The organism is Reyranella sp. GW821-FHT12G01 (assembly GCF_058806575.1).
Genome location: NZ_JBXAPV010000001.1, coordinates 2,648,279 through 2,660,759 on the forward strand (window position 1 = coordinate 2,648,279; position 12,481 = coordinate 2,660,759).

General features: G+C 65.9%; 14 protein-coding genes. 5 read left to right on the forward strand and 9 right to left on the reverse strand.

Annotated elements, in window-relative coordinates; genetic code table 11:
- Positions 1–7: 7 nt before the first annotated feature.
- From AC1RP5_RS12730 to AC1RP5_RS12745, 4 genes are read right to left on the reverse strand one after another with little or no spacing between them, the layout of a single operon-like run.
- Complete coding sequence (locus tag AC1RP5_RS12730; protein WP_493111019.1) at positions 8–877, reverse strand: hypothetical protein; 870 nt, start codon at positions 875–877, stop codon at positions 8–10.
- Entirely contained in the window at positions 864–1,895 is a 1,032-nt protein-coding gene (locus AC1RP5_RS12735) for an NAD-dependent epimerase/dehydratase family protein (RefSeq protein ID WP_493111020.1), read from the reverse strand. The genes AC1RP5_RS12730 and AC1RP5_RS12735 overlap by 14 nt, the downstream gene beginning before the upstream one ends.
- Complete coding sequence (locus AC1RP5_RS12740; protein ID WP_493111022.1) at positions 1,892–3,337, reverse strand: enolase-like domain-containing protein; 1,446 nt, start codon at positions 3,335–3,337, stop codon at positions 1,892–1,894. Before AC1RP5_RS12740 ends, AC1RP5_RS12735 begins: the two co-directional genes overlap by 4 nt.
- Positions 3,334–4,152, reverse strand: a complete 819-nt coding sequence (locus AC1RP5_RS12745; protein WP_493111023.1) for a sugar phosphate isomerase/epimerase family protein — start codon at positions 4,150–4,152, stop codon at positions 3,334–3,336. Before AC1RP5_RS12745 ends, AC1RP5_RS12740 begins: the two co-directional genes overlap by 4 nt.
- A gap of 108 nt (positions 4,153–4,260) precedes the next feature.
- On the opposite strand from AC1RP5_RS12745, the gene AC1RP5_RS12750 reads away from it, so the two are divergent.
- The 5 genes from AC1RP5_RS12750 to AC1RP5_RS12770 are packed head-to-tail and all read left to right on the forward strand — an operon-like array spanning position 4,261 to position 8,912.
- Positions 4,261–5,028 carry an ABC transporter permease gene (locus tag AC1RP5_RS12750; RefSeq protein WP_493111024.1) on the forward strand — a complete coding sequence of 256 codons (768 nt, stop codon included), beginning with the start codon at positions 4,261–4,263 and terminating at the stop codon, positions 5,026–5,028.
- A gap of 28 nt (positions 5,029–5,056) precedes the next feature.
- On the forward strand, positions 5,057–6,046 hold the full coding sequence (locus AC1RP5_RS12755; RefSeq protein ID WP_493111026.1) for an ABC transporter substrate-binding protein: 990 nt from the start codon (positions 5,057–5,059) through the stop codon (positions 6,044–6,046).
- 19 nt (positions 6,047–6,065) lie between these two features.
- Positions 6,066–6,866, forward strand: coding sequence for an ABC transporter ATP-binding protein (locus tag AC1RP5_RS12760; RefSeq protein WP_493111027.1), 801 nt, complete (start codon positions 6,066–6,068; stop codon positions 6,864–6,866).
- Positions 6,867–6,923: 57 nt separating this feature from the next.
- Positions 6,924–8,159 carry an acyl-CoA dehydrogenase gene (locus AC1RP5_RS12765; RefSeq protein ID WP_493111029.1) on the forward strand — a complete coding sequence of 412 codons (1,236 nt, stop codon included), beginning with the start codon at positions 6,924–6,926 and terminating at the stop codon, positions 8,157–8,159.
- A 6-nt stretch (positions 8,160–8,165) separates the two neighbouring features.
- On the forward strand, positions 8,166–8,912 hold the full coding sequence (locus tag AC1RP5_RS12770) for a sulfite exporter TauE/SafE family protein (RefSeq protein WP_493111030.1): 747 nt from the start codon (positions 8,166–8,168) through the stop codon (positions 8,910–8,912).
- Here AC1RP5_RS12770 and AC1RP5_RS12775 read toward each other — a convergent pair.
- Genes AC1RP5_RS12775 through AC1RP5_RS12795 form a run of 5 tightly spaced genes read right to left on the reverse strand, consistent with a single transcriptional unit; the run spans position 8,909 to position 12,477 of the window.
- Positions 8,909–9,901 carry a glutathione S-transferase family protein gene (locus AC1RP5_RS12775; RefSeq protein WP_493111031.1) on the reverse strand — a complete coding sequence of 331 codons (993 nt, stop codon included), beginning with the start codon at positions 9,899–9,901 and terminating at the stop codon, positions 8,909–8,911. The two genes, AC1RP5_RS12770 and AC1RP5_RS12775, sit on opposite strands and share 4 nt — an antisense overlap.
- A gap of 7 nt (positions 9,902–9,908) precedes the next feature.
- Positions 9,909–10,976 (reverse strand): magnesium/cobalt transporter CorA, encoded by a 1,068-nt coding sequence (gene corA / locus AC1RP5_RS12780; protein WP_493111032.1) that lies wholly within the window; start codon positions 10,974–10,976, stop codon positions 9,909–9,911.
- A gap of 25 nt (positions 10,977–11,001) precedes the next feature.
- Positions 11,002–11,286 (reverse strand): putative quinol monooxygenase, encoded by a 285-nt coding sequence (locus AC1RP5_RS12785; protein ID WP_422036227.1) that lies wholly within the window; start codon positions 11,284–11,286, stop codon positions 11,002–11,004.
- Positions 11,287–11,304: 18 nt separating this feature from the next.
- Positions 11,305–11,790 carry a MaoC family dehydratase gene (locus AC1RP5_RS12790; RefSeq protein ID WP_493111034.1) on the reverse strand — a complete coding sequence of 162 codons (486 nt, stop codon included), beginning with the start codon at positions 11,788–11,790 and terminating at the stop codon, positions 11,305–11,307.
- Entirely contained in the window at positions 11,791–12,477 is a 687-nt protein-coding gene (locus AC1RP5_RS12795) for a glutathione S-transferase N-terminal domain-containing protein (RefSeq protein WP_493111036.1), read from the reverse strand.
- Between the last annotated feature and the right edge of the window lie 4 nt (positions 12,478–12,481).

Below are 12,481 nucleotides of genomic sequence, written 5' to 3' on the forward strand. Positions count from 1 at the left end.
CGCCATCCTAACCCAGTTCCGGGCCCGCGAGGGCAAAGACATGGGACGGATCGTCGAGCCCCTTCGCCGTGCCCAGGGTCATTCGCATGTAGCCTCGCGGCGAGGTGGCGCCCTGCTGTTGCAGCCAGGCGCGGACGGCCTCGTGCGCCGTCGGCACGTCGATGATGAACGGACCCGGCGCCGCCATGGCAGCCCGCGAGATCAGCGCCAGCGCGACCGCCTCGCGATCAGCGACCACCGGCCCGAGCGACGTCGCGACCCGGCCCTCGCGGCCCAGCACGAAGCCCGAAATCTTGCCGCCCACATCCTCGGCCAGCCACGCGCGGCCGGGCTGGCGTAGCGCCAGGTGCATCAGGATCGACGGCCGCTCCATGCCGGTCAGTGGCCGATCGTAGATGGCCAGCCGCGGCAGGTCGGCGGGCGTGATCGGCCGGACCGTGATGCCGGCCGGCGGAGCGATCGCTTCACCCTTCACGCCGTCGAAATGCCAGCGCGCGATCGGGTAGAGATCGCGAAAGCCCAGCGGCAGGTAGATCGGCCGCCCCTGCTCCGTCGCGTCGAGGCCGGGCACCGCATCGGCCGATCGCACTTCCTCGATACAGCGCTTCAGCAGGCCGGTGCCGACGCCGCCGCGACGACGGTCCTTGGTGACAAGCACCATGCTGATCCAGGCGAGACGCTGGCCGAGCGGCAGCACCAGCGAACTCGCCTGCCATTTTCCGTCCGCACCGGTACACCCGAAGCCGCGGCCGGCGCCCAGCATGAAGCGCCAGTCCGCGACGTTCTGGTTCCAGCCCGCCTCGATCGACAGCGGCCATACCGCGTCGCTCTGCTCCGGATCGATCGGTTTGACGTCCAGCACATCAGTACTTGCCATCGCGCACCTCGTAGTGCGTGGGCTTGTTCAGGGTGGCCATGTCGCGTTCCAGCCAGTCCGTCGTCCACTCGATCATCCTCGAGAGCGGCACGCTGGGCGGGCCGAATTCCTTTTCCATTCGGCTCGCATTGTTCAGCCAGCCGGTCGGCGCTTCCTTCCCCGTGAGCGTCGGGGTCTTGCCTAGAAGCTTGCCGAACTCGGCGGCCAGTTTGCGGATCTCGATGGTTTCGAGGCCCGTGACGTTGATCGGCGTCGTGGGCGTCGTGGCGCGCGCGAGGCAGCGCAGCGCCACCGAATTGGCATCGCCCTGCCAGATCACGTTCACATGCCCCATCGACAGGTCGATCGGCTCGCCGTCGCGCACCTTGCGGCCGACGTCGTGCAGGACGCCGTAGCGCATGTCGATCGCGTAGTTCAGGCGGAACAGCCGGCCCGGCGTGCCATGGCGCGCCGAGAAATACTCGAACATGCGCTCGCGCCCGACGCAGGAGTTGGCGTAGTCGCCGGACGGCGGTACCGGCGGCATCTCTTCGGTCGAGCCGCCGCTGTCGACCGGCACGAACGGATAGACGCATCCCGTCGAGAAAGCGACGATGCGCGACTCCTTGAATACTTCGGCGACCATCGCCGGCACCTGCACGTTCATCGCCCAGGTGAGCGGCACGTCGCCTGTCGCGCCGAACTTGCGCCCAGCCATGAACACGACGTTGGCTGCCTTGGGTAACTTCTCCAGCGCCGCCCGATCCAGCAGATCGGCCGAAATCGGCTCCACACCCGCCTTCTCCAGCGCCTCCTTGACGCCGGGCTCGCTGAAACGCGCGACGCCCATGACCTTCTTGGCCGGCGCCGCACGTTTGGCCATCCGAGCCAGTGTCGGGCCCATCTTGCCGCCGACGCCCAGCACCAGAATGTCGCCCGGCGTCGCCGCGAGATCGGCCACCAGCTCGGCCGACGGTGCGGTCATGAAATCCTCGACCGCCTCGACGCTTTCGAAGCGCGCGGGAAGGTTGGCGCTCATTTCTTGCCTCCCGGATGGGCTGGCACGAGCTTCTCGTGCGGAGCTGCCGGCATGGAGCGCAGCGCTGCGAAATCGAGATCGACGCCGACGGCAAAACCCGGGCAGCCCAGCGATCCCAGCGCCAAGGTGCCGTTGGTCACCTTGAGACGCGCTGGCTTGCCCGGCTGGCGCTCATAAAGATCGGGATGCGCGGTCACAAAGGCGTTCTGCTCGGCCTCGGAAGCCGACGACATGCCATCGATGAAATGGTGCGCGTTGCGCTCGACATGGGTGAGACCCAGCAGCGAGACCAGCGCCAGGTCCTGCTGGACGCTGACACCGGGCTGCGTCGTGAGGTCCTCGGCCGACATGAAGTAGCCCGGCCCCAGCTTCGCGACACGCGCGGCATTCAGGATCGACTTGTAGAAGCCCTTGCAGTTCTTGGTCGAAACGCCGGCGTAGCCGAGCTTGAGCGCTTCGGGGAACGTCGACAGTTCGCCGTCGGACTCGTCGATGATGACGGGCCGGTACTTCGCAAGCGCCGTCACCGCCCGGCTGAGCGCCGCCTGCCGCTTGATCGGTTGCTCGATGAACAATGTCGCCTGCACCATCTTTGCCAGCGCCGGCGTCTCCTCGACCTTGCGCCACAACTCGACGATGCCGTCGACATCGTCGTACTGCTCGTTGCCGTCGAACGTGACCTTGTAGTCGCCGGCGGCCGCATCGAGCACCGAGGCGATGCGCGTCAGCCGGTCGAGATCGGCCTTGATGTCGCCACCGACCTTCAGCTTGTAATAACGACCACGATAATAGGAGACGACCTCTTCCAGCGTCTCCGGCAAGCCGTCGTTCACACGTTCCGACTCCGGCCGCTCAGCCTTGGTCAGCGGATCGACCAGACCCACCGTGTGGCGCAGGTCGATCGACTGGCGCGGCTTCAACCTCGCGAGAAACCCGGCGAGATGGCCCGCTTCGATATCCGGTGTCAGGTCGGTCGCCGCAATGCCTGGCACGTTGGCCGCGATGATCTGGGCGAAGGACTGTCCGGTCGCCTTGCCGAGCGCGTCGATGACGGCGCGATCGAGCAGGGCCGGTCCATATGAGGCGACCAGCGGATTGAGCCCGAGTTCGGCGCCGCGCGCGATCTGGTGCCGGTAGCTGCCGGCATAGAGCCCGAACGGCGTGTCGAAGCCGCGCGCCATGTAGCTGTCGATGGCAAGCTGCAGCGCCTGCCGAAGCTGGTCGAGATTCTGCGCGTCGGAGAAATCCGGACTCTTCTCGAACCACTTGGCGCCCAGCGCCTCGGCGGCGACGCCTTCGCTGGTGCGGCCATCCTCCAGCTTGAGGCGCACCCGGATGATCGCCTGGATGCCTTGCGTCACCGTGATGACGCCGAAGCGGAACGGCAAGCGCAGACGATGGTCGCGTTCGAAGCGGTCGACCGCCTCCACTTTCACTTTCATGCGCTTTGCTCCAGCAGGCCCTGCACGTAGCCGATCATGCGTGCAGCACAAGTCGGGCCATCGGGCTCGTAGACGAAAGGTTCCATCGCGACCCAGCCTTCATAGCCGGTGTCGCGCAGCGCCTGAACGACGGGAGCGAACTTGTCGTTCCCCTCGCCCGGCCCGCGCTTGTTGCGGTCGTTGAACTGGATGTGGGCCATCAGCCCGGTCGGCATCCAGCGCCGGATCGCATCGGCGACCGGCTCCTTCTCCTCCAGGCTGGAAGCCAGTGTGTCGATCATCAGCCTGAAAGCCGGACTGCCGATCCGCTTCATGACGGCTTCGGCCTCGGCGAGCGTGTTGACGAAGTGGCAATCCGGCCGGGCGAGCGGCTCCAGGCAATAGATCACGCCGGCCTTTTCCGCGGCCGCCGCTGCGGCCGCCCAGGCCTCCTCGACGCGCTTGGCATCATCGGGGCTGACGACGCGGCGCTGGCCGGGCGAGCCGTGGACGAGATAGGCGCCGCCCAGTTCAGCGCAGAGTTCGACGGATGACACCAGCACGTCGACGCTGCGCTGCCAGACGGCGCGGTCGTCGGTCGCGATCGACAGGCCGGCCGGTGCCGCGAGCAGCCAGTGCAGGCCGCTCACCTCGATCCCGGCATCGGCGCAGGCGCGGCGAACCTCGGCGCGCTGCGAGGCTGGCATGCGCCATGCATCGTCGCCGAAGGTAAAGGGCGCGACTTCCAGCCCCTTGTAGCCGAGGCCTGCCGCCAGGGCGCACTGGCGCTCGAAGGACAACTCGCGGATGACTTCGTTGCACAGGGAAAGCTTCACGGACGAACCTCGCCTTGACGGGCAAATCCGTGTTCGCCAGTCTCATCGCATGGGGGCACATGATATCAGGGGCGCGAAAGCGATGAACAGGTTCATCGCATCGAACGCATGACGAAATTCGGTGCCCTCGGCCGTCAATACTGGCCGACCCTCGTTCTCTTCGCCTTCCTGCTGGCGAGCTGGCAGGCCGCCGTCACCTTCGGCGGCATCCGCGAATATCTCCTCCCTGCCCCCCTGTCGGTCTGGAATGCGCTGTGGCACGGCGAGATCGCCTGGGGCCAGCATCTCTGGACCACGACCGTCGAGATCATTGGCGCCTTCCTGCTGGCGGCGGTCGTCGGCGTGGCGCTGGGCGTCGCCATCGCCTGGTCGCCCCTGCTCGCCAATGCGCTGGTGCCATTCCTGGTTTTCGTGAACACGCTGCCGAAGGTCGCCGTGGCGCCGCTGTTCCTGATCTGGATGGGCTACGGCATCTTCCCCAACATGCTGATGGGCGCGCTGATCGGCTTCTTCCCGGTCGTCATCAACACCGCCGTCGGCCTCTCCCAGGTCGAGCCCGACATGCTCGACCTCGGTCGCGTGTTCAACGCGCCGAAGTGGAAGATCTTCGTGAAAATCCGCATTCCCAACGCGCTCCCCTATATCCTGAGCTCGCTGAAGATCACCGCGACAGCCGCAGTCGTCGGCGCCATCGTCGGCGAGTTCGTCGCCTCGCAGCGCGGCCTTGGCTACGTCATTGTCGCCACGCAGAGCAGCATGAACACCTCCGTGGCGTTCGCCGCCCTGATCTGGATTTCCGCTGTGGGCCTCGTGCTCTACGGCGCCGTCGTGTTGCTGGCGCATCTCTGGGCCCCGTGGGCCGAGGGCGTCGACTGAGTTCGGGGATGGGGAAAGGGAGACCGTGATGAATCGTACACTGTCGCTTGCACTGGCCGCGTTGCTGGCCACCTCCGGCGCCGCGTCGGCCCAGGAGAAGTTCACCTTCGCGCTCAACTGGTTCCCGGTCGGCGATCACGCCGCCTACTGGGTCGCGCTCGACAAGGGCTACTACAAGGCCAAGGGCCTCGACGTGACCCTGGAGAATTCCAAGGGCTCGGGCGACGTGATCGCCAAGGTCGATACCGGCCGCGCCGATGCGGGCCTCGCCGACACCGCCGTCGTCATCGCCTCGGTAGCGCGCGGCACGACCGTGAAGACGGTCGGCATGGTATTCGACCAGACGCCGCTCAACATCTTCAGCCTGAAGAGCAAGCCGCTGCTGAAGCCCAAGGACCTCGAAGGCGCCAGCCTCGGTGCCCCTCCGGGCGACGGCCAGCGCCAGGTCTTCCCGGCCTTCGCCAAGCTGAACGGCATCGATCCCAACAAGGTGACCTGGGTCAACGTCGAGCCGTCCGCCAAGATCGCCGCCGTCGCCGAGAAGCGCATGGACGGCGTCGGTGACTACACGACCGGCCTGCCGCTCTATGAGAAGGCCGCCGGCAAGGGCAACGTCGTCATGATGAAGTGGTCGGACTTCGGCTTCGATCTCTACTCCATGTCGATCATCGCCAGCGCCAAGACGATGAAGGACCGCCCCAAGGCGCTGAAGGACTTCCTCGAAGCCTCCTACATGGGCTGGCGCGACGTGATGAACGATCCGAAGGGCGCGATGGAGATCTTCAAGAAGCGCGTCCCGGAGATCGACCAGGAGGCGCTCAGCGAGAACATGCTGATCGGCCTCGAACTCACCAAGACCGACCGTTATGCCAAGAATGGCATCGGCTGGATCGAAGACAAGAAGATGTGCGACTCGGTCGATCTCGTGAACACCTACATGGGCCTGCCCAAGAAGGTCGACTGCAAGGACGTCTACACGATGGACTTCTTCACCAAGGTGGAGCGTCCGAAGTTCTGATCCAGCGATTGTCACGGGCGTGAACAAGGCACTGATCGACCTCGACAAGGTCGGCATGACGTATCAGGCGGCGAGCGGCCCAGTGGAGGCGCTCGCCGACATTTCCGCGTCCATCGGCGCCGGCGAGTTCGTCTCGCTGGTGGGCCCGAGCGGCTGCGGGAAGTCGACGCTGCTGCGCATCGTGGCCGGGCTGCGGCCGGCCACGCGGGGCACCATCACGGTCGCCGGACGAAAGGTCACGCAGCCGATCCCCGACATCGGCATGGTGTTCCAGGCGCCCATTCTCCTGAAGTGGCGCTCCATTCTGGAGAACGTGCTGCTGCCGGCCGAGCTCGCCGGCAAGGATGCCGCGGCGTTGCGGCCGCGCGCCGAACAGCTTCTCGAAATGGCCGGTCTCGCCGGTTTCGGCCCCAAGCTGCCACGTGAACTTTCCGGCGGCATGCAGCAACGCGCCGCGCTCTGCCGCGCCCTGCTGCTCGACCCGCCGCTCCTGCTGATGGACGAGCCCTTTGGGGCGCTCGACGCCATGACTCGCGATGACATGGCGCTCGAGCTGCTGCGCATCTGGGGCGAGAAAGACCTCGCCCGGGATGCTCGCAAGACCGTGCTTTTCGTCACCCACTCGATCCCCGAGGCGGTGTTCCTGTCCGACCGCGTGATCGTCATGTCGGCCCGCCCGGGCCGCATAGCGGCAGACCTGCGGATCGACCTGCCGCGCCCGCGCACCGTGGAACTGCGGGCCACGGAGGCGTTCGGCAAGCTCAACCTCGAGATTTTCCGGGCCCTCACCGGCAAGACCAGCATGGGGATGGCCCTTTAGGGCGTTGGCGCGGCCTGCCCTGCCTGATAAGACGCGGGCGAAATAGCAGGAGCAGACATGGCCAACGCCGCCACCCCCATCAAGAGCGCCGCCAAGGGCATCAGCGCAGACGCCAGGCCCTTCGACTGGGAGGATCCGTTCTTCCTCGACGACCAGCTGACCGAGGAAGAAATCGCGATCCGCGACGTCGCCCGCGACTACTGCCAGGACAAGCTGATGTCGCGCGTCCTGCTGGCCAACCGCAACGAGAAGTTCGATCGCGAGATCATGAACGAGTTCGGCGCGCTGGGCCTCCTGGGTTCGACCCTGCCCGAGAAGTACGGCTGCGCCGGCGCCAACTACACGACCTACGGCCTGGTCGCCCGCGAGGTCGAGCGTGTCGACTCGGGCTACCGCTCGGCGATGAGCGTCCAGTCCTCGCTGGTCATGCATCCGATCTACGCCTACGGCAGCGAAGAGCAGCGCATGAAGTACCTGCCCAAGCTCGCCACCGGCGAATGGGTCGGCTGCTTCGGCCTGACCGAGCCCGACCACGGCTCCGATCCCGGCGGCATGAAGACCCGCGCCACGACCGTCCCCGGTGGCTACAGCCTCTCGGGTTCCAAGATGTGGATCACCAACTCGCCGATCGCCGACGTGCTGGTCATCTGGGCCAAGCTCGACGGCGGCGCGATCCGCGGCTTCATCCTGGAGCGCGGCTGGAAGGGCATCGAGACGCCGAAGATCGAGGGCAAGTTCAGCCTGCGCGCCTCGGTGACCGGCGCCATCATGCTCGAAGAGGTCTTCGTGCCGATCGAGAACATGATGCCCAACGTCGCCGGTCTCGGCGGCCCGTTCGGCTGCCTCAACAACGCCCGCTACGGCATCGCCTGGGGCGCCATGGGCGCCGCCGAGTTCTGCTGGAAGCAGGCGCGCAACTACACGATGGAGCGCAAGCAGTTCGGCCGGCCGCTCGCCGCCAACCAGCTCATCCAGAAGAAGCTCGCCGACATGCAGACCGAGATCGCGCTCGGCCTCCAGGCCTGCGTGCGGGTCGGCCGCCTCAAGGACAAGGGCCATGCCCAGCCCGAGATGATCTCGCTGATCAAGCGCAACAACTGTGGCAAGGCGCTCGACATCGCCCGCGTCGCCCGCGACATGCACGGCGGCAACGGCGTGTCGGACGAGTATCACGTGATCCGTCACGCGATGAACCTCGAGGCCGTGAACACCTACGAGGGCACGCACGACGTCCATGCGCTGATCCTCGGCCGCGCGATCACCGGCATGCAGGCGTTCAGCGCCGGAGCCTAAAGGACCGTGACCCTGCCTCCCCCCGGCGACATTGCGATCGTCGTCGCCGGGGCGCTGGCCGCGGGCTTCGTCAATGGATTGAGCGGCACCGGCTACGCGCTGGTGGCGCTGGGCTTCTGGCTGCAGGCCATGTCGCCCCTCACGGCCGCGCCCCTCACCGCCCTGTGCGGCGTCGCCGGCCACATTCAATCGCTTCCCCGGATCTGGAGTGGCGTACGCTGGCAGCGCCTGTGGCCGATGCTGGCCGCCGGCATCGTCGGCGTGCCGCTGGGCACCCTGCTCCTCGACCATGTCCGCCCCGCACCGCTCAAGATGGGCGTCGGCCTCCTGCTGATCGTCTACAGCGCCTGGATGGCTTTCGTGCGCCGTCCGCCGATCGTGACCGGCGGCGGTCGACCGGCCGATGCCGTCATTGGCCTGATCGGTGGCGTGCTGGGCGGCATGGCGAGCCTCAGCGGCCCGGCGCCCGCGATCTGGGCGCAGCTTCGCGGCTACGGCAAGGACGAGCAGCGCGGGGTCAACCAGCCGTTCAACATGAGCGTGCTGTTCCTCGCCCTCGTCTCAGCCGGCATTGCCGGTTTCCTCGACATGACTTTCCTGATCTGGGCGGTGATCACCGTGCCGACAACGCTGATCGGCGCCCGCATCGGCCTGGCTCTCTACGGCCGCATCAACGACGCCCAGTTCCGCCGCATCCTGCTCAGCCTGCTCTGCCTGTCAGGCGTGACCCTGATCCTGACCTCGCTGCGCTAGCTGGCGAGGCCCGCCAGGCAGCCGCTCCCGGCGAGCAGCGCTTCCAGTCCGGGGGCGTCCTTCGCCGCGGCAAATTTGCGGCGGATCTCGGCCAGCGAGCGCGCGTGGTACTTCTGCGGCTCCTGCGTCCACTCCGCGCCGCCCAAGGTCATCGTGAAGCTCTTGTCGCCGCGCGCGATCGCCGCTGCATTGGCCGCCGACCAGGGCAGGAACAGCGCGCTCACCTCTTGCGTCAGCAGTGGCGTCAGCGTCGGCATAAGTGTCGCCAGTGTCTCGAACCCGCCCTCGGCCTTCGGCGACACCATGCGCTGGATCCAGGCCATCACATGGGGCGCCGAGGCGCGCATGATTGCGCCAGGCGTCGGATCAGTCGCCGCCTCGTAGAGTTGGCCCCACAGGCCGAAGTCGGCCATCGCCGGCCGACCTCCCAGCAGATAGGAGCGCGACGCGAGATGCGCGTCGATCAAGCCCAGCGCCTTGGCGAACGAGGCTTCGATCAGCGGCTGGGTCCTGTCGTTGGACCCGACAAATCCCAATCGGCCCATCATGCGCTCGGCCACCGCCGCGCGCGCCTGCGCCACCGCCAGCGTGCCGTGTGCGCCCATCATCTGCTGGGCGATGCGCTCGGCCGTCGACCAGACATCCGGCTGATAGCGCCAGCGATAATGGAACATCCATTTATTGCCCCACTCGTCGCCATACTCTTCGAGGAGCGCGGAAACGAAGGCGAGCGCCGGATCGTCGGGCGTCACCGACGGTTCGGGATGCGAGGCCTCGAAACGTTCGAGGATCGGCGTCGAATCCTGGATGCCCTCGCCCTCCGGCGTCACGACCAGCGGGACCAGCGGCAGCTTGGCGTATTTCTGGAACTCGGCCTGGACCGCGGGCGACCGCGGGATCCATTCGTGCGCGATGTCCTTATAGCGAAAGAAGGACCTGACCTTCACCGAATAGGGCGACAGTTCCGAGCCGAAAATCCGGTAGGTCATGGCGATCTCAGATCCAGCGTTTGCGCTTCAACCACACGAAAATGGAACAGACGATGACGACGACCATCACCCAGAAGAAGGCGTAGCCGTACTTCCAGCCGAGCTCCGGCATGTTGCCGGTGTCGCGGTCGAAATTCATGCCGTAGATGCCGGCGAGGAAGCTGAGCGGCATGAAGAACACGGTGATGACGGCCATGGTCTTCATCACCTCGGACATCCGGTTGGATGAATCCATGAGGTAGACTTCCATCAGGCCGTTCGCCATTTCGCGGTAGCTCTCGACCAGTTCGAGCACCGCCACCGCATGGTCGAAACAGTCACGAAGGTAGGTACGCGTCTCGGGCATGATGAAGGGTACGTCGGGCCGCATCACCGCCAGCACGGTCTCGCGCTCGGCCCACTGGATGCGGTGGAACGACACCAGAGCCCGCCGCGCCTGGTGGATGTGCGCCAGCGTGTCCTGCGTGGGATGACCCAGCGCCTCGTCCTCCAGCTCCTCGAGATGGGTCGACAGCGCCTCGATCAGCGGGAACTTGCGGTCGACCACGAGATCGATCAGCGCGTAGACAAGATAGTCGATGCCGAAGGTCCTGAGCCGCGAGCCCGCGGTCTGGATGCGGTCGCGCACCGGCTTGAAGATGTCGGCCTTCAGGTCGTGGAACGAGATGACGTAGTTGTCGCCGAAGAAGATGCTGACCTGGCGGCTCTTCAGCGTGCAGTCCTCGTAAGCCGGATCGTTGAGGACGATGAAGCCCTGCCCGTCATAGAGGTCGAGCTTGCTGCGCTGGTTTGCGTGGAACACGTCCTCAAGCGCCAGCGGATGCAGGTTGAACGCCATGCCGAGGCTGCGCAGCATCTCGGAGCTCGGCCGTCCACCGACATCGATCCACGTATGGCCGGGCGTGCCGAGGTGGAAGCGGCACTGGTCCACCTCCACGCCGTGCAGGACCTCGACCTCGTCGGGCGTATATTCAACCAGGGTGAAGTCGAGCGCTTCGTCCGGCACCGGAGCGCGCCCGGCCAGAGTGCCGGGAGCCGTACCGGGCTTGGTATGGCGACGGAAAAAACCCTCCATGCGCTGACCCTGCCCCTCTAGCCGTTCAGACTTCTTCCATCACCTGGACATCGGGGCGGCCGGCGAGATAGTCGCCGAGCTTGCGGCCGAGTTCCTTGAAGTGCGGCGCGGCCCGATGAGCCTCGAGCGCCGCCTGATCCTGGTAACGCTCCAGCATGACATAGACGTTAACATCGGCCGTCTTGTGCAGCGCATAGAGCTTGTTACCCGGCTCGTCGGCATGGACCTTGGCCTGCAGGGCCTTCATGGTCGCCTCGAAGTCGGCATTGGTGCCGGGCTTGATGGTCAGTTTCGCGATTACGCCGATCATACTCTCTCCTCCTGCCGTCTATTGCGGCCGCTTCTTCACAAGATACTTGTGCTCGCCATCGCACACCAGTTCGCCCTTCTGGTTGTGGATCGTGAGCTTCAGGACGGCGACACCGGTGGTGCGGCCGGGCTTGAGCTCGGTCACTTCCAGCATCGGATAGAGCGTGTCGCCGACATAGACCGGCTTCAGGAACCGCGAGGATTGCTCCAGGAAGCCGACCAGCGATTCGCCCACGAAATGCGGGAAGATACCGCCACCCGCAGCACCCTGGATCGCCACCTGCAGTCCGTGGGCCAGCATGTCCCGGTGACCCAGTGCCTTGCAGTACTCGCGGTCGTAGTGAATCGGGTGGTTGTCGCCGCTCGCGAGCTGGAAGGCCGAAAACAGTGCCTCGGTCTGGGTACGCGAGTTGATGTAGAACTTCTGGCCGACCTTGAGGTCCTCGAACCAGTGCGCCGGGCCGAAGCGGTGTTCGGCCGGATCGAAGGGCTTGGTATCGGTCATCTAGGCGGTCTTCGCCTTGCGGCCCATGCCGTCGAACAGGTCGAGCATGCGCTCGCGCCAGACATAGACCGGGTCGTCCTTTTCGAGGAGTTCGAGCGGGCTGATCGTGCGCGGCCACATGAAGGTGCCGGCGAGGATGTAGTCCGGATAGGCCGCCTCTTCACCCGACAGGAACTTCTGCTCGCGCAGCGCCCGGCGTGCCGGCTCGAGGCAGGCGCGGAACGCCGCCAGCCCCTTCTCGCGTGCCTGCATCTGGAACGAGGTGAAATCCGTCGTGCCCAGCCGCTTCCCACGGGACTCCGCGATGTAGGGTTTGTCCTCCGGTCGCACGCGATCGTAGAGATCACCGATGATCAGCGGAAAGACCGCGGCATTCACGATCGTATCCGCCCAGCCGTTGATGAAGCGCGCATAGGAACGCCCCATCTCGGTCTTGAGCAGCAGCTTCTCGGGATACATGTCGTCGAGATAGACGGCGATGGCCCAGCTGTCCTTGATCGGCTTCTCGCCATCCTTGATCACCGGCACGGTCTTGGAATCGGCGAAGGCGATCTTGTCCTTCTCCGTGAAGCCCATCGGCACGTTGGTGTAGTCGAGACCCTTGTGCGCCAGCGAGAACTTGGTGCGCCAGCAGAACGGGCTGGGGCGCCGGTCTTCGTCGAAGGCGAGATCGTAGAGCGTGATCATGCGG

Bases quoted from the DNA above. Each gene is read 5' to 3' on its own strand.
- AC1RP5_RS12730 (WP_493111019.1), bottom strand. From the start codon at position 877: ATGGCAAGTACTGATGTGCTGGACGTCAAACCGATCGATCCGGAGCAG.
- AC1RP5_RS12785 (WP_422036227.1), bottom strand. From the start codon at position 11,286: ATGATCGGCGTAATCGCGAAACTGACCATCAAGCCCGGCACCAATGCC.
- AC1RP5_RS12790 (WP_493111034.1), bottom strand. From the start codon at position 11,790: ATGACCGATACCAAGCCCTTCGATCCGGCCGAACACCGCTTCGGCCCG.
- AC1RP5_RS12750 (WP_493111024.1), top strand. From the start codon at position 4,261: ATGACGAAATTCGGTGCCCTCGGCCGTCAATACTGGCCGACCCTCGTT.
- AC1RP5_RS12775 (WP_493111031.1), bottom strand. From the start codon at position 9,901: ATGACCTACCGGATTTTCGGCTCGGAACTGTCGCCCTATTCGGTGAAG.
- AC1RP5_RS12795 (WP_493111036.1), bottom strand. From the start codon at position 12,477: ATGATCACGCTCTACGATCTCGCCTTCGACGAAGACCGGCGCCCCAGC.
- corA (WP_493111032.1), bottom strand. From the start codon at position 10,976: ATGGAGGGTTTTTTCCGTCGCCATACCAAGCCCGGTACGGCTCCCGGC.
- AC1RP5_RS12740 (WP_493111022.1), bottom strand. From the start codon at position 3,337: ATGAAAGTGAAAGTGGAGGCGGTCGACCGCTTCGAACGCGACCATCGT.
- AC1RP5_RS12755 (WP_493111026.1), top strand. From the start codon at position 5,057: ATGAATCGTACACTGTCGCTTGCACTGGCCGCGTTGCTGGCCACCTCC.
- AC1RP5_RS12735 (WP_493111020.1), bottom strand. From the start codon at position 1,895: ATGAGCGCCAACCTTCCCGCGCGCTTCGAAAGCGTCGAGGCGGTCGAG.
- AC1RP5_RS12765 (WP_493111029.1), top strand. From the start codon at position 6,924: ATGGCCAACGCCGCCACCCCCATCAAGAGCGCCGCCAAGGGCATCAGC.